The sequence below is a fragment of the Rhodococcus sp. P4_F3_2 genome, assembly GCF_056401335.1.
This window is the reverse complement of sequence record NZ_JBFUJN010000003.1, coordinates 115,295-130,040: the sequence shown is the minus strand read 5'-3', so window position 1 is coordinate 130,040 and position 14,746 is coordinate 115,295. Positions and strand designations below refer to the sequence as shown.

The 14,746-nt window shown below is 61.2% G+C and carries 15 protein-coding genes and 1 riboswitch; of the genes, 8 read left to right on the top strand and 7 right to left on the bottom strand.

What is annotated here, in order from left to right; all coding sequences use genetic code 11:
• The first annotated feature begins 86 nt into the window (after positions 1-86).
• The gene (locus AC1DWA_RS04620; RefSeq protein WP_029254948.1) at positions 87-1,043 is read left to right on the top strand and encodes a GlxA family transcriptional regulator; all 957 of its coding nucleotides are present in this window, start codon (positions 87-89) and stop codon (positions 1,041-1,043) included.
• Here AC1DWA_RS04620 and AC1DWA_RS04615 read toward each other — a convergent pair.
• Positions 1,040-1,873, bottom strand: a complete 834-nt coding sequence (locus tag AC1DWA_RS04615; protein ID WP_477846098.1) for an alpha/beta hydrolase — start codon at positions 1,871-1,873, stop codon at positions 1,040-1,042. The genes AC1DWA_RS04620 and AC1DWA_RS04615 overlap by 4 nt on opposite strands.
• A 127-nt stretch (positions 1,874-2,000) precedes the next feature.
• Between AC1DWA_RS04615 and AC1DWA_RS04610 the strand changes: the two genes are divergently transcribed.
• From AC1DWA_RS04610 to AC1DWA_RS04595, 4 genes are all read left to right on the top strand, one after another.
• Entirely contained in the window at positions 2,001-2,504 is a 504-nt protein-coding gene (locus AC1DWA_RS04610; RefSeq protein ID WP_477846097.1) for a hypothetical protein, read from the top strand.
• 9 nt (positions 2,505-2,513) lie between these two features.
• Positions 2,514-3,086: a YdeI/OmpD-associated family protein gene (locus tag AC1DWA_RS04605; protein ID WP_047888590.1), complete on the top strand. Its 573-nt coding sequence runs from the start codon at positions 2,514-2,516 to the stop codon at positions 3,084-3,086.
• A gap of 30 nt (positions 3,087-3,116) precedes the next feature.
• Complete coding sequence (locus AC1DWA_RS04600) at positions 3,117-4,019, top strand: sucrase ferredoxin (RefSeq protein WP_370627635.1); 903 nt, start codon at positions 3,117-3,119, stop codon at positions 4,017-4,019.
• Between the two features lie 184 nt (positions 4,020-4,203).
• Positions 4,204-4,785 (top strand): GNAT family N-acetyltransferase, encoded by a 582-nt coding sequence (locus tag AC1DWA_RS04595; protein WP_477846096.1) that lies wholly within the window; start codon positions 4,204-4,206, stop codon positions 4,783-4,785.
• A gap of 14 nt (positions 4,786-4,799) precedes the next feature.
• On the opposite strand, the gene AC1DWA_RS04590 is transcribed toward AC1DWA_RS04595, so the two are convergent.
• A complete protein-coding gene (locus AC1DWA_RS04590; protein ID WP_259118932.1) occupies positions 4,800-5,414 on the bottom strand; it encodes an NAD(P)H-dependent oxidoreductase in 615 nt (204 codons plus the stop codon).
• A gap of 77 nt (positions 5,415-5,491) precedes the next feature.
• On the opposite strand from AC1DWA_RS04590, the gene AC1DWA_RS04585 reads away from it, so the two are divergent.
• Positions 5,492-6,076 carry a TetR/AcrR family transcriptional regulator gene (locus AC1DWA_RS04585; protein ID WP_019747623.1) on the top strand — a complete coding sequence of 195 codons (585 nt, stop codon included), beginning with the start codon at positions 5,492-5,494 and terminating at the stop codon, positions 6,074-6,076.
• 25 nt (positions 6,077-6,101) lie between these two features.
• Here AC1DWA_RS04585 and AC1DWA_RS04580 read toward each other — a convergent pair whose 3' ends face one another.
• Positions 6,102-7,016 carry a LysR family transcriptional regulator gene (locus AC1DWA_RS04580; RefSeq protein ID WP_020906961.1) on the bottom strand — a complete coding sequence of 305 codons (915 nt, stop codon included), beginning with the start codon at positions 7,014-7,016 and terminating at the stop codon, positions 6,102-6,104.
• A gap of 81 nt (positions 7,017-7,097) precedes the next feature.
• Between AC1DWA_RS04580 and AC1DWA_RS04575 the strand changes: the two genes are divergently transcribed.
• Positions 7,098-8,087: a threonine ammonia-lyase gene (locus AC1DWA_RS04575; RefSeq protein ID WP_264614162.1), complete on the top strand. Its 990-nt coding sequence runs from the start codon at positions 7,098-7,100 to the stop codon at positions 8,085-8,087.
• 156 nt (positions 8,088-8,243) lie between these two features.
• Positions 8,244-9,362, top strand: a complete 1,119-nt coding sequence (locus AC1DWA_RS04570; RefSeq protein WP_472796135.1) for a transposase — start codon at positions 8,244-8,246, stop codon at positions 9,360-9,362.
• Positions 9,363-9,539: 177 nt separating this feature from the next.
• On the opposite strand, the gene AC1DWA_RS04565 is transcribed toward AC1DWA_RS04570, so the two are convergent.
• The 4 genes from AC1DWA_RS04565 to AC1DWA_RS04550 all read right to left on the bottom strand — a co-directional run bounded on the left by AC1DWA_RS04565 (position 9,540) and on the right by AC1DWA_RS04550 (position 14,450).
• Positions 9,540-9,806 (bottom strand): hypothetical protein, encoded by a 267-nt coding sequence (locus tag AC1DWA_RS04565; RefSeq protein WP_477846095.1) that lies wholly within the window; start codon positions 9,804-9,806, stop codon positions 9,540-9,542.
• A 226-nt stretch (positions 9,807-10,032) separates the two neighbouring features.
• Positions 10,033-12,027 (bottom strand): SDR family oxidoreductase, encoded by a 1,995-nt coding sequence (locus AC1DWA_RS04560; RefSeq protein WP_172933418.1) that lies wholly within the window; start codon positions 12,025-12,027, stop codon positions 10,033-10,035.
• 50 nt (positions 12,028-12,077) lie between these two features.
• On the bottom strand, positions 12,078-12,200 hold the full coding sequence (locus AC1DWA_RS04555) for a hypothetical protein (protein WP_019747629.1): 123 nt from the start codon (positions 12,198-12,200) through the stop codon (positions 12,078-12,080).
• A 129-nt stretch (positions 12,201-12,329) separates the two neighbouring features.
• Positions 12,330-14,450, bottom strand: a complete 2,121-nt coding sequence (locus AC1DWA_RS04550; RefSeq protein ID WP_264614166.1) for an MMPL family transporter — start codon at positions 14,448-14,450, stop codon at positions 12,330-12,332.
• Between the two features lie 69 nt (positions 14,451-14,519).
• Positions 14,520-14,667: riboswitch (cobalamin riboswitch) on the top strand.
• Positions 14,668-14,746 lie beyond the last annotated feature (79 nt).

Sequence of the window (14,746 nt, the reverse complement as noted above, 5' to 3'; positions counted from 1 at the left end):
CTATCCCAGTGTCGGTCGAGCACGCCCGCGGGCGCACCCTGATCTCGGCCATACTGTCCACAGATCAGGACGAAGGAGAGCGCATCGTGACCGCAGTGCATCGAGTTGCCGTCCTGGTGTTCGACGGCGTCAAACTGCTCGACGTCGCAGGTCCGAGTGAGGTGTTCGCGGAAGCCAATCGCGGCGGGGCGAACTACGAGTTGGTGATCTGCTCGGTAGGTGGACACGATGTCGACTCCTCGACCGGGATGCGCATTCCGGTCGACCGTGACGTTGTAGATTCCGGTTCTTTCGACACGTTGCTGGTCATGGGTGGAGACGTGTTCCCGTCGACGCCGGTGAGTCCGGAACTGCGCGAGGCAGCGAGCGATCTGGCGGGGCGTTCGGGCCGGGTTGCCTCGATCTGTACCGGGACATTCATTCTTGCGGCGAGTGGATTGCTCGACGGACGCCGCGCTACGACACATTGGCAACACACGGCAACGCTGGCGCGCGCCTATCCACAGATCACGGTGGTTCCTGACGCCATCTTCATTCAGGATGGCGCGGTGTTCTCGTCTGCGGGTGTGACCGCCGGCATCGACCTCGCTCTCGCATTGCTCGAGCGTGATCATGGTGCAGAAATGGCTCGACGCGTCGCACAACTTCTGGTGGTATTTCTCCAGCGTCCAGGCGGACAGTCACAGTTTTCGCCCTCGCTCAGTGGGCCGCGGCCTCGGGTCCCTGCGCTGCGAGAAGTGGTCGACGCCGTCGCGGCCGATCCGGCGGGGGAGTATTCGGTCGAGCAACTGGCTGCCCTGGCGCACCTGAGCCCGCGTCATCTGACGAGGCTCTTTCGCGAAGAATTAGGGACGACGCCGGCCAAATACGTCGAGTTGATCCGTTTCGACGCTGCGAAGGCGCTCCTCGATGCCGGCCACTCGGTGACCGAAGCCGCGCAGTTGGCGGGATTCGGCAGTTCGGAATCCCTACGACGAGCATTTTCGACTCATCTCGGAATCTCGCCCCAGGTGTACCGTCGTCGGTTTCAAGCGTTCGGCTAGGACTGACTTTCGTGCTTGCCTTGTGGCGGGCTCATGCCCTGCTTGTCGAGCCAGGCAAGGCTGTAATCGGCGATCTCACGCCAACCGTGGTCGATGGTCAGCGAGTGACCTCGGTCGCCGAATACCTTGTATTCGTTGATCGTCGGGGCCTTGGCGTACTTCTTGAACGAGCTGTCCGAACTGGCCTTCGGTACTGTGCGATCCTTACCGCCGCCGATCATCAGGAGGGGGCCGCGGCGGGCGTTGAAATCCACTGCAGCGGGGCTGTGGGGCGCGAAGTTGGCGAGTGCTGCCTCGAACAACGGCCGTCCGGGGGCGGGAATTGCATACTGCTCGAACAGGGCGTCGGACTCGTCCTGGGACACGGCGCTGGCGAAGGACTTGTGGAACGATTTTCTGTTGTGTGAGTAGGCCTTCCGGTAGTTGCCGGGGTTGGACAGGACAGGGAACACGCTTCCAAGCTGAACGAGAGGAAGTTTCAACACACCTTTGGGCTGAGCGGGGTCGATGGCAATTGCCGCGGTCGCCAACTTCTGGCCCAGCAGTTTCTGCGCGATCAAACCTCCGAACGAATGCCCGACCACGATCGGTGGTTCGTCGAGATCAGCGATCACCTTGGCGTAGTGGTCCATCACGTCGTCGATGCCGTGTCCCGCGATGTCCTCCGGGTGTTCGCGCGTCTCACCCACCGTGGACGCATCCCCTGGCCATCCAGGTGCCATCGTGGAGTACCCCTGCGCGTTGAAAACCTGCGCCCAGGGATCCCACGTGGTCGGGTGCATCCAGAGTCCGTGGATGAACAGAACAGTCGGGTTGGACTTGGGCGACATGCGCGCTCCCCGCTATCGGACCGATGATCGATACGGGATGCCCGCTTTTTACAACCTCACGCATATTTTGTGGAGCTTTTCCGTCGGGTCATCCCGTTCTGTTGTTCGAAGATGGCACGATCGTGGCATGGCACTAACCTGCTCTGCGAAGACGATGGCACTGTGGACCACCGCTTTTGTTGTCTCACAAGCAAACATTGCGCGTTTACTCGGGCCGGTGGCTCCTAAAGTATTGGAAGTGCAGACGGCGTTTTCCGCTCGTCGGTACCTCGAGATCTTGGACTCCATGGATGCGGAGGCCACGGCGCGATTTCGTAGTCACTACTACCCGGACTTCGTACATCCCGCGATCTACGCGATGGCTTTGCGGTCCGCAGGCAAGCGGCTCGGAGAGCGGGCTCCCATTTCGGCCGCAACTCGGCGCGCGCTTGCCGTAGCGCCGGTGGTGTCGGCGGCGGGCGACTATGTCGAGAACGTGGTCGGCCTCCATTTCCTCGATCATCGCGACAGCATCACCGACTCGAGGGTTCGCGCCGCCTCGACGGTCAGTATTGCCAAATGGGTACTCGCACTCGGAACTTTCGGATATTTGTCGCAGGGTTTTGTCAGAGTATGGGTATCGCGAAAATGAGGAGCACTGATGGCAGTCGAACTCGGTACCGAATACTTCGCTGACGGAGAAGAGTTCCGTCGATGGCTGTGCGAGAACCACGAGGCGGTCCCCGGGCTTTGGCTGAAAATGGCCAAGAAGACCTCGTCACACAGTTCGATCGACTACGACCAAGCGTTGGACGTTGCCCTGTGCTTCGGCTGGATCGACAGCCTCTCCCGGCGAATCGACGACGATTTTTTCGTGCAGAAGTTTTCGCGTCGCACTGCGCGGAGTCCGTGGTCCAAACGCAACGTCGAGATAGTCGCCCGCCTCGACACTGCGGGACTCCTCGAGCCATCCGGCATCGCTGAGATAGAGAAGGCCAAGGCCGACGGCCGCTGGGATCGCGCGTACGAGGGAGCAGCCAAGGCCGAGGTCCCGAGGGACTTTCTCGATGCGCTTGCGGAAAACCCGAAGGCTCGCGAGTTCTACGCGACGCTCAATTCCACCAATCGATTCACCATCGCGTACCGACTGCAGGAGGCAAAGCGTCCGGAGACACGCGCCAGGCGGATCGAGAAGTTCGTGAACCAACTCGCGGAGGGCAAGAAGTTCTACTGAGCTGACTGGGACGGCTGATCGACTTTCAACGTGGCTGACACAATAGGGCTCGTGATCGAAGCCGAGACCTGTTCCGCGCTGTCTGCTGTTGACGAACCGTTGCCAGGCAGCGCTGCCGTCGTGCGGGGTTGGGTATGCCTCGAATTCAATGCCGCTTGGGGCCGTGACGTGCTGGACGGTACGGCCTTGGGGGAGGAGCTTGCCGCCGAGCTGAGTCGGCGAGCTGATGCTGCCGACGTACGAATCATGTTCATTCGGCGACCAGGCCGCACCGATCCGCTGACTGATGGGCACACGGTCTTGCTCGCGCGCTCCGATCCGAGCGACTCGTGGTGCGAACGGTTGCGCATCGATTCACCGGCTGATCTGCTCGACATCGATTTCGCGCTACTCGACGGCCCTCCACCAGGATTGGGCGACTCGGTGGACGAGCCAGTCGTCTTGGTTTGTGCGCACGGTAAGCGTGACCAATGCTGCGCTGTGTTCGGCAGGCCGATTGCCGCAGCGCTGATGTCGTCCTTCGGACCCCAGGTGTGGGAGTGTTCGCATACTGGCGGGCACCGATTTGCGCCGTCGATGATCCTGCTGCCGAGCGGCAATACGTACGGCCGTCTGTCCGCTGGTGAGAGTGTCACGGCCGTGGAGGTGGCTTCCCGAGATCAGGTCCATTTGCCAGGCCTGCGTGGACGGAGTTGCTGGTTTCCTGCGGGGCAGGCTTCGGAAGTTGCTGTACGACAACAAATCAGCTGCGGAATCGACGATTTGGCTGTCATCGAGCAGGCCAGTGACGGGACATGCGTCGTCGCACAGGTGGACGGACGGCGGTGGATGGTCGAGACGGCGGTCTCCGAACTCGCGCCGCGTCCACCGAGTTGCGGCGCGGCGCCCAAACCGGTCAGGCCAGTTGTCGTCACGTCGATTCGAGAACTGTGATTCCCTCGTCGGTTCCATACGATCAGTTTCGATGAATGCGATCACATGGGCCGGCAGGTGGCGCTGAGGATACGGACTCCATCAGATCCACAGTCTGCTGGCGTGACAAGCGGATTCGGGACTTAGGCAGCGGCGGTTCGGGGGAATAGCGGCACCGTTGCAGGTGCGAAGTAGCATCGCAGCTATGACTGTCGATCTGGTTGCACCTGACGAGGCCTTGTGGGCGTCCTGGTTGGAGTCGCGTGACGAGTGGGGCGGACCGCAGGCGGACCAGTCCGGTTCGGCACTGGGAGTTGCGCAACGTCTAGATCTCGATCTTGCCTCCCGGGATGGATTCGGGCAGTGGGTGCAGGAGTTGTTGGCGCAGCCAGAGGCAGTGCCGGGGCCCGACATTGTCCCGGCAACCAACTGGTGGATCGTTCGAGACGGCAGGTACCTCGGCGCTATCCAGTTGCGGCACAGCTTGAATGAGTTCTTGGCCGATGTCGGTGGTCACATCGGCTATGGGGTCAGGCCGTCGGAACGCCGGAAAGGTTTAGCGTCGGCTGCTCTGCGGGAGGTGCTCACGTATGCAGGCGACCCGGTGGGGCTCAGTCGCGTCCTGATTACCTGCGACGAAACGAACGCGGGTTCACGTAAGGCAATCGAAGGGTGTGGTGGTCTACTCGACAGCGTGCGCCCAGCTGATCAGTTGTCGCGCAACCTCGGTCACACGGGGGATACGCTTCGCTACTGGGCAGTCACGGGCCGGTCAAGCGTCAGTTGACCGATGTCTGACCGTCAACGGGAAGCCACGGTCGCAGGGTAGGCGACACGGGCAGCGATGCTTTCGCTGAGGTCTTGGATTTCTGCGGCGAGGGTATCGCGGCGCTTCGTGTCCGACTCGTGAACGAATGTTGTCGATCCCAGTGTGGCACCGCAGTATTCGATGATGCCGCGCTCGATCTGTGTCTGGAAGGCCTCGTACACACCGTGGCGTTCGAAACTTTCCGCGTCGTCACCCGCGACAGGGATCAGGTGGACCGTGAGTCGGTCCAGTTTCTTCACGAATTCGCTTCCCGGGGTGAACTCGTACGCCCATCCGCTGACGAAGACTCGATCGATCCAACCTTTGAGTAGTGCGGGCATCGACCACCAGTACATCGGAAACACGAGAATCAGATCGTCTGCTCGATCGATTCGGTCCTGCTCGGCTACAACGTCGGCCGGGGGAGTCCCCTTGCCGCGGAACAGGTTCACATCGGCTTTGGAGAATCGGGGATCGAAATTCTCGGCATGTAGGTCCGCGATGTCGACATCGCCGCCCAGGTCGCGGATCGCGTCGGCGGAAGAACGGGCGACATGCTGGGTAAGTGACTGTGGATCGGAGTGGGAGACTACGACGAGTGTGGTCATGAGCGTTCCTTCGGTAGATGGTGCGCTTATGTACTAAGAGTAGGTTACTATTGGTATATAGCGCAAGGAGGTGTCCGATGGCACGAACGAGACTGTCGCGAGCCGACAGGTACGAACAACTCGTGGAGGTGTCGTGGGCACTGGTGCGAGAGGAGGGCGCGGATGCGCTGACCCTCGGCCGGTTGGCTGAACGTGCCGGCGTTGCAAAGCCGGTCGTCTACAGCCATTTCGCCTCCCGCGCTGCGCTGTTGGCGGCCCTCTTCAAGGAATTCGACGATCGTCAGACGGTGATGCTCGGGGAATACCTCGAAGCTGCGGAGGAGTCTGTGAACGGGCGGGCGAATGCCATCGCCGACTCCTATGTCGGATGTTCACTGGCACAGGGGCGTGAACTGACGGGAGTGCTTGCAGCGCTGGAGGGCTCGCCCGAGCTGGAGCAGGTCAAGCGCGAGTCGGAACGCGCCTATTCAGAGCGTTGTCGCGAGGTGCTGGCTCCTTTCAGTGCCGACGGGCTTGGACAATCATCGATGACTGCGATATTCGGTGCTGCAGAGGCCCTCTCGCACGCGGCGGTCGTCGGAGTGCTCTCGCCCGAGGGCGCCAAAGGTGAACTTGCCGCGCTGATCGTCGCGGTTGTCGGCAGGCCATCACTGACTGGGTAGTGCGGTGCAGCCGTGATCTCATCGCCTACAGGTGCCCATCCAATTCGAACCGCTCACGCACGGAGTCGGATGTCGCCGCCAGGGTGCTGACGAACGCGTCGATGGCAGGAGCGAGCGGAGGTTTCCCGAAGGTTGCGACGGAGACAGTGCGTCGCTCGCCGCGAATGCGGTGTGCGCGGATACCCGGGTTCTGATGTGCATGGAGAGCGAGGGCGGGAAGGGTGCTGACTCCGCTTCCGGAGGCGACCAGCGCTTGGACCGCGACGTAGTCGTCGGTCTCGAACTCGATCCGTGGAACGAACCCAGCTCGATTGCAGGCGGTGAGAAGGTGGGCGCGGCAGCTCGGACAGCCTGCAATCCAGGTCTCACCGGCGTAGTCCGTGATCTCGTTGGCGGCATCTGCATTCCGCGCAGAGGTGATCAGGTACAACGGATCGTCCAGCAACGTCGTTAGGGTGACGTGCTTCAGCCCCACATCCGGGGTATCCGCGTGTGCGAAAACGACAGCTACGTCGACGTCGTTGTTACGAAGCATTGCAAGTGCTTTGGGTGGTTCTGCATCAACGAGGCTGATGGACACGTCGGGGTACTGGGACGTGAACGCTGCCATCGCCTGCGGAATCAAACTCGCCAGGGCTGACGGGAATGCGGCAAGTCGTACCCGCCCCGCCCTCAGTCCCGCGTACGTTTCGACTTCGGCTACGGCAGCGTCGACGTGACCGAGAATTTCCGTGGCGCGCCGAACCAGTACCGCACCGGCATCCGTCAGACGTAGCCCACGACCGGCTCGCTGGAACAGCGGAACTCCGACTTCCGATTCGAGCTGTCGAAGGTGGTGACTGATGGAGGGCTGCGCGTAACCGAGCGAATCGGCGGCGGCTGTCACCGATCCTTCCTGCGCGACAGCGACCAAGACCCTCAGCCTAATTAGATCGAGCATGACGAAATCATAGAGAATTTCGATGCTTTCGACGAAAACATGTATTAGACCTATGAATCGGTGTTTGACAGGGTGATCCACATGGCACAGGCACCTGATCTCGCGGCAACAACCGGGCTACAACCACCCACATGGGCGGACATTCAGCGTGCAAGTCAGGTTGTCCGACGCCACCTACCGGTCACGCCCCTGATATCGCACCCGACCTTGGGAGCGGGCTCGTGCAGCCAGTTGTTCGTCAAACATGAGAACGTGCAACCCACAGGTGCGTTCAAGGTTCGTGGTGGACTGAACCTGGTGGCTGGACTCGATGAGCCGACGCGGGCCCGAGGCATCATCGGCTACTCGACGGGAAATCATGCTCAGTCCCTGGCGTATGCCGCAGCGGATGCGGGCGTGCGGTGCGTAATTGTGATGCCGGCTGGGGCGAATCCGGTCAAGGCTCACGCTGTCCGCATGCTTGGGGCCGAGCTCATCGAGCACGGCGCAAACTTCGACGAGGCACGCGCTCACGCAGAGTTCATCAGCGAACGTGACGGCCTGCGTCTCGTCAGCGCCGCCAATGAGCCGGCAATCCTCGCCGGTGTTGCTACGGCGTACGTCGAACTCGTCGAGCAGCAGCCAGATCTGGACGCAGTGGTCGTCCCCGTCGGTGGTGGCAGTGGTGCGGCGGCCGCTTGCCTCGTCGCCAGTGCGCTTGCACCGCACCTGGAGGTGTTCGCGGTGCAGTCGGAGGCCGCACGAGCGGCGCACGACTCGTGGACTTCCGGCACCTGTGTCGAGCGCCCGAACGCCACTCGTGTCGAAGGGCTCGCGACCGGGGCCGGATTCGCATTGACTCAACGCGTCATGCGAGAACGGCTAGGTGGTTTCTTGCTCGTCACGGACGATGACATCACCCTCGCGCAGCGGGCTCTCCTTTTCGACGCACACACTTTGAGTGAGGGCGCCGGTGCGGCCGCACTTGCTGCGGTCCACGCACATCCGAACACCTTCGCGGGTAAGCGTGTTGCCGTCGTCTGTACGGGCGCCAATGCCTCCGAGAGTGAGATCCGCAGGGTCGTCAGCTAATCGATAACACGATCGGAAGAATGTGTAGTGGCAGGGAACTGACGCGCGAAGCTGTTCTCGCGTCAAACTCGTCCGGATATCGCATCACGCCGGTCATCAAGGTGCACGGCACTGCGCACAAATCGCGTCGCGAACTTTTGCGATAGGTTCCCAGATATGAAACAGTCCGGGGTTGCTGTTGTCGATCACCATCAGTTCGTTGTCGGATCGAGGGACGCCGAAACCTACGAACCGTTGGAAACGGGCAGTGCAATGGAAGTAGGCCCAAATTTTGTCACGATCCTGACCGGTATCGCGTATGGGCCGGTCGCGTTAACCGTCGAGGTATTGGACTACGTACCAATCGAACTCGATCCATCTGCGGTGTGGGAGGTAATAGAGGAAGCGACGATCAAAATCAGCAAACCTGTCCGGGTTGTCACCATGGATGGAGTGCTCTCGTCGGACTTCACGCGAGTGTCAATCGGCAAGGGACTGCACACATTCCGTGTTTCTGGCCTTGGCCGCGACAGCAACTGGGATCTCACAGTGACAGAACCCGTGGAGTCCTACTTGCTGCAGGTGTGGAAGGCTACCTATCCCGCTGCCATGCGAAGACTTCACAAAACCGATGCCGCTTGGGACCAGGAGATTGTCACTCACAAGGTTCGCAACTTCTGGGATCCTGATCCGGCAGGAGATGCGACCCTCTACCTGAAGTACGGCTACGAGCAGATGGCGACGTGGGCCAAAGAGGAGGCAATCCGATGGGGAGGACGCCCACCCACCGACAAACTGCGAGGCCAGCCATATGCCAAAGAGTTTGCGGGCCACGACAGGATGCTTGTTGATGCGATGGTTCGTTGCCGAGGGCCAAAGCTGCGGCGAATCGCGGCATGGTCAGCGCGCCGGGCGTACACGATCGCCGGAATCGTCGAGATCGAATGGATCCGGGCCGGTCTCGACGCGTTGGACAACGGCGATCCACTGCCGTACCCGTTCGACAGTAGGACCGGTGCGAATGTTTGGGACACTTTTCTGGCGGAATCGCGCATCGAAATGTGGACCACAGACGACACCGGAGAGAAACACGCGACGATTGCTCTCGTCGCCCACCGCGCGTTGGTCGATGCCAACATGGAAGAACCATTGTCGGCCGCTTTCAACGGACTGCGGACTGCGGCAATTGCCGATGGGCACAACTATGTGCAACTCATTGCCGACCTGCGCCGTGAGTTCTTTCCGAAGCTGGCACCAGCCGACGAGTACGAGCGCTGGATAGGGCACAGCGTTTGATCGTCTGACCATCGCCGTACACCCGCACGGAATGTGGCGGCCCACCTGGATCCGACCTACTCGACATCGCCGTAGCCAAGGGTATTTCGGCCAGAAGCGTTGTGCGACCAGGTGCTGTCCGTGGCTGACCTACTGCACTTGGCTCCGGGCTGCGTCTGGTTGCTCAAGCAGCGCCAACTATTCCGGACCCTTGGGGTGCAGGAGTTCAGTGATGCTTATGTGCCCGGCCTTGGGTTCGTTCGGAAGGCTGACCGGCGCAAGCCCCATGCTTTCCCGACGCGCGTTGACCGAAAAGACGTACTGGGCAAATTCAGGCTTGACGTGCACGTCCGGAAACTGCGCCCGAAGTTCGCCCACGATCCGATAGCCCTCGTCGTACCAGTCGAAAATATTGATCCCTGGACGCCACCGCGGTCGCATCGCGAAGCCGTCGATCTCAGTCACAAAGAACTTTTGGAAGCGATCAGTCCACGCCAGTATCTTCTCTCCGAGTTCGTCGTCGATCCCCATTTGGCTCGGGAGAACAAAGGGCTGATCCGACTGAATGATTACCAGTCCCCTCGAAGGCCATAGCGAACTGGGATGACCATGGTCAGGATAGATTCTGATGACTAACACTGCAGATCCCTTGCGGTGGCCAACACGCTACGAGGCGAAGTCACACCACCGGTCACCAGTGCGTTCCGGGCACGAGTCGGGCGGCGCGTCGGCCGAGTTTGCGGATGCGCGAGCGTGAATGGCGCTGACGCGACGGTGTTGCCGAAACGTCTGACGGAGTTTCTTTGTCTACCTGCCCCTTTGCCGCCGGGGAGTCAGGGAAGGCCTGGTACATCTGGTTGAGAATCCGGTCCTTGGTGTGCGGTGCGAACAAGGTTCCCAGATCACCCAGAGTGCCCAGTGGCACGTCGATGCGCTTGGGGCGTTCGATCAGCGCGCGGATCACCATTGCCGCAGCCTTTTCCGGGCTGGTGATCGGGCCGTTGTTGTATTCGCCGGTCGGAGCGATCATCGGCGTTTCGACCAGCGGCATGTGGATGGTCGTGAAAGTGATTCCGTCCGCCAGGGTTTCGGAGGCAGCTACGTCGGAGAAACCGTCGAGGGCGGCCTTGCTCGCCACGTAGGCCGAGAATCTAGGGGTTGCCGCCTGGACTCCCGCGCTGCTGATGTTCACGATGTGACCGAAGCGGCGAGAACGCATGGTGGGCAACAATGCGAGCACCAATCGCACAGCGCCGAAGTAGTTCACGGCCATCGTTCGTTCGTAGTCGTGGAAACGATCCGTGGAATGGTAAATGCCGCGCCGAATGGATCGGCCGGCGTTGTTCACCAACATGTCCACGTGATCATGTTCTGTCAGAATGCTTTTGATCGTGTGCTGGACCGACTCGTCGTCGGTGATGTCGCAGGGATAACCGAACGCTTTGCCTCCGGTTGATCGAATCTCCTGTACCGCGGCATCGAGTTCGTCGGTGCGGCGTGCGATCAGGAGAACTGTGGCGCCTTTCTGGGCGGCGGCGATGGCAGAGGCCTTGCCGATTCCGGACGAGCCGCCGGTGATCAGGACTATCCGACCGACAAGTGGTCCTTCGGGATGGTTGCGACGTGCGCGATTGGGATCGAGGTTTGCGCGCCAGTACTTCCACAAGACCGTCGAGTAGGAGCCGAACTCGGGGACCGTCAGGCCTGATCCGGCGAGGGCGGCAACGGTTCTCTCGGAGGTGAAGGTCGGCGCCATCGTCATGTTGTCGAGCAACGCCGCAGGCATGCCGATGCGATCGAGGAAGACTTTTCGTGCCGATTCTGCCGAGTCCATCGGCAATGGCGAGACAAAGGGTTTGGCGATCACGCCCGGCAGGCTGAGCGCGGGCCGCGGTGCTCCGGCGGCCTTGGCGAGGCCGGCATAGATTTCGCGTACCGGTTGAGGTTTCGGATTGACGAGATGGAATGCTTCGCCGTCACGGCCGGGCACATGCATCAACTCGACGAGGGCAGCGGCCACATAATCGACCGGCACCACGTTGGTTGCCCCGAGGTTGGGGATCGGGACAGGTAGTGCTGCAGGTAGTTTCGCGAGTAGCGCCAGACCTGGGAACAAGTAATACGGTCCGTCGATCTTGTCCATCTCTCCGGTGACGGAGTTGCCGACCACGGCAGACGGCCGATAAACACGCCAGGTGAGGCCTTCTCGTTCTCGAACGAGCTTCTCGGCCTCGAACTTGGTTCGGTGGTACGGCGTCGGAAAGCCTTGGCCGCAATCGAAATCGGTCTCGCTGAACGTGCCCGGATAGTCGCCTGCGACTGCGACCGATGACACGTGATGAAGGGTGGCTCCCAGTTTCGCAGCAAGTTCGACCACGGAGCGTGTGCCCTCGACATTCGTCGAAGCCTGCTCGTCTCCGGCCGTGATGTCGTAGATCGCGCCGAGGTGAAGGACGTGGTCGGCCGGCGGGGGAGAGTCGATGCCCAGCTCGGGCTCGGTCAGATCGCCAACGAGCGGATGCACTCGATCGCCGCCGGGAATTGCCGACACCTGTGCTTCGAGTTTTGCGACAGAACCCGCTCTGACCAGCACGTGGATCTGAGCAGTTTCATCATGCTCGAGCAGGAGCGGTAGTACAGCTCGTCCGAGGAACCCGGTGCCGCCAGTGACGATGTATGTGGCCATGGTCGGTAACTTACTCCAAAGTAAGATCGACGGCTAGAGGGAACCGGACATCAATGCGTCATGACGCCATCCTCGGTGTCGAAGTCGATGCCCGCAGTGATGATTCCGGAAAACAGGAACGCGACGGCAAGTGCAAGAGCGGGGATTGCAAGGATCCATTCGAAAATTGTCATGCTCCAAGTCTGACGAAATCAGCTTCGGAGAACATCGCCCTGCGGAGCGATTTAGGCGATCGGGCAGTCATCCTCGAGGACGACTGCCCGATCAGGGAAATCCACTAGTGCGTGATCAGTGGCCCGAAATCAGTGGCCGATGCCGACCTTCGCGTGAACTTTTTTCATCCAGGCCGGAGCCCACCAGTTCGCTTCGCCCATCAACTTCACGAGCGAGGGCACGAGCAACATGCGGATGATGGTCGCGTCGACGATCAGCGCGACGATCATGCCGACGCCCAGGAACTTCATCACCGACAACCCGGACATCGCGAATGCCCCCGTCACCACGATCAGGAGTAGGGCGGCGGCCGTCACGATTCGGCCGGTGCGTTCGGTTCCGAACTTGACTGCTTCCTCCGTCGTCGCTCCCGCGTTCTTGGCCTCGACCATCCGGGACATCAGGAAAACCTCGTAGTCCGTGGACAATCCGAACACCACCGCCAGGATGAGCACGACGAACGTCGCCTCCAGCGGAGTTTGACTGACCCCGAGGAGTTCGACGCCGTGACCGTCCTGGAAGACGAAGGTGAGGACACCGAAGGTGGTCGCGAGGCTCAGCGCGGCCATCAGTACCGCCTTGATGGGCAGGACCACCGAACCGAACGCGAGAAACAACAGGATCAAGGTCGATCCGACCATGATGAGGATCATCACCGGCAACCAGTGCAGGACGGCGTTGTTGCCGTCGTCGACCATGGCTTGACCGCCACCGACAAGCAGCACTGTTCCGTCAGGAGCGGAGATCGCACGCAGATCTGTCACTGCGGTGCTCTGTGATTGGGATGTAGAGCCCTCGCTGTAGAGAGCCTGAACCGCGATGAGTTGATTGGTGCTCGCGACGACGGTCGCCTGACCGATGCCCTCGACCTGACCGGCGGACTCGGCGATCGCTGCACCTTCGGCCGGGGTGAGAGTGTTCCCGTCCTCGGCCTGAAGGATCATCGTCGCGCCGTTGCCGGTCTGCGGGAAGTCTTTGACCAACGTGTCCATTGCGACGCGAGCAGGGTCGTTGTCCGGGAGTGCGGTGTACGAGAGTTCTCCCAAACGGGCACCGAGCAGCGGCGAGGCCATCACGAGCAGCACGGCCACGATCGTCACCGAGACCGCGACCGGACGCTTCATCACCCACGTGACGACGCGGCCCCAGAACTTGCGCGAGCGTTCCTCCCCGCGTTGCGCCGCATCCTTGCGCCACGTCAGGGCGTTGATGCGATGCCCCAGAATGGCAAGCAGCGCAGGCACAGCGGTCAGCGACAGAACTGCCGCGCTCAGTACTGCTGCGATCGCACCGAAACCCAAAGACCGGATGACGGCCTGCGGGAAAACGAGCATGCCGCTGAACGCGCAGATCAGCAGCAGACCCGAGAACATGACGGTGCGACCCGCGGTCAGAACTGTCCGCTGCGCAGCCGCTCCCGGGTCCGAGCCCGAATTCAGTTCTTCACGGAACCGACCGACCACGAACAGTCCGTAGTCGATTGCAAGTCCCAACCCGAGAAGAGAAGCAACGTTGATCGAGAACGAGGACACATCGGTGATCAGCGTGAGGATTCGCAGAACCGCCAAGGCGCTCAAGACACTGAGTACACCCACGAACACCGGAACCGCCGCAGCGACGACGCCGCCGAAGATGAAGACCAGCAGCACCAGAGTGATCGGAATGGCGATGGCTTCGGCGACCACCAGGTCTTTCTCCAGCTTGGTGTTGAACGCGACGCCGACAACGGTATTACCCGCGAATTGTGCCTCGGCACCTTCAACTTCGAGCTTCGGCAAGAGATCGGCGAAAGTGGCCGGTGTGACGCCCGAGTCCGGTGCCAACGTGATCGCAACGGCCGCCATGGATCCGTCGTTCGAGAGCAGACTGGCCTTGGCCGCGGCGTCCGTTCCCCAATACGACTTCACCGACGCGGTCGGCACTTCCGTTTTGAACTGGTCGACGGCGGCCGTTACTGCCGGCCCGATGTCGTCGAGGGTCTTGCCGTCGGTGGGTGAGTAGATCGCGATGATGTCCGGGGTCTGCGGCCCGAGATTGTCTTCGATGATGTCCGCAACCTTCGCGGAGTCGCTGCCCGGATCGATGAAGCCGCCCTGGCTGAGCTTGCCGAACACTCCGAGTCCCCACACCCCACTGATGAGAACTATCAGAACCGCGAGGCTCAGTACCCACCATTTCCGGGCGACGACGGTTTGGGCCCAGCGTGTCATGTATCAACTCCGGTGTGTGGGGGCGTCTGGCCAGATCGACTGTAGTGGGCGTTTGGTCTTGAATCGGAAACGTCATGCATACTGCTCGAAGCACTTGCAAGCCACGCGTGTGGGGGAAGCCGGTCCGAATCCGGCGCTGACCCGCAACGGTAGGTCGATTCTCGGTAGTCACCGAGCGTCGGCAAGCCCGATTACCCACCGCGCGGTGTGCGACATCCATTCGTCGTGGTCTACGAAAAGGAAGTCCAGCAGGAGCTCTGGCCGAGTATCAGTGTGCGGGCGGAGTTGTCTGTCGG

What these genes read in the sequence shown, in the direction of transcription:
- AC1DWA_RS04575 (WP_264614162.1), top strand. Translation starts at nt 7,098, where the DNA reads ATGGCACAGGCACCTGATCTCGCGGCAACAACCGGGCTACAACCACCC.
- AC1DWA_RS04550 (WP_264614166.1), bottom strand. Translation starts at nt 14,450, where the DNA reads ATGACACGCTGGGCCCAAACCGTCGTCGCCCGGAAATGGTGGGTACTG.
- AC1DWA_RS04580 (WP_020906961.1), bottom strand. Translation starts at nt 7,016, where the DNA reads ATGCTCGATCTAATTAGGCTGAGGGTCTTGGTCGCTGTCGCGCAGGAA.
- AC1DWA_RS04585 (WP_019747623.1), top strand. Translation starts at nt 5,492, where the DNA reads ATGGCACGAACGAGACTGTCGCGAGCCGACAGGTACGAACAACTCGTG.
- AC1DWA_RS04555 (WP_019747629.1), bottom strand. Translation starts at nt 12,200, where the DNA reads ATGACAATTTTCGAATGGATCCTTGCAATCCCCGCTCTTGCACTTGCC.
- AC1DWA_RS04605 (WP_047888590.1), top strand. Translation starts at nt 2,514, where the DNA reads ATGGCAGTCGAACTCGGTACCGAATACTTCGCTGACGGAGAAGAGTTC.
- AC1DWA_RS04560 (WP_172933418.1), bottom strand. Translation starts at nt 12,027, where the DNA reads ATGGCCACATACATCGTCACTGGCGGCACCGGGTTCCTCGGACGAGCT.
- AC1DWA_RS04590 (WP_259118932.1), bottom strand. Translation starts at nt 5,414, where the DNA reads ATGACCACACTCGTCGTAGTCTCCCACTCCGATCCACAGTCACTTACC.
- AC1DWA_RS04615 (WP_477846098.1), bottom strand. Translation starts at nt 1,873, where the DNA reads ATGTCGCCCAAGTCCAACCCGACTGTTCTGTTCATCCACGGACTCTGG.
- AC1DWA_RS04570 (WP_472796135.1), top strand. Translation starts at nt 8,244, where the DNA reads ATGAAACAGTCCGGGGTTGCTGTTGTCGATCACCATCAGTTCGTTGTC.
- AC1DWA_RS04595 (WP_477846096.1), top strand. Translation starts at nt 4,204, where the DNA reads ATGACTGTCGATCTGGTTGCACCTGACGAGGCCTTGTGGGCGTCCTGG.
- AC1DWA_RS04610 (WP_477846097.1), top strand. Translation starts at nt 2,001, where the DNA reads ATGGCACTAACCTGCTCTGCGAAGACGATGGCACTGTGGACCACCGCT.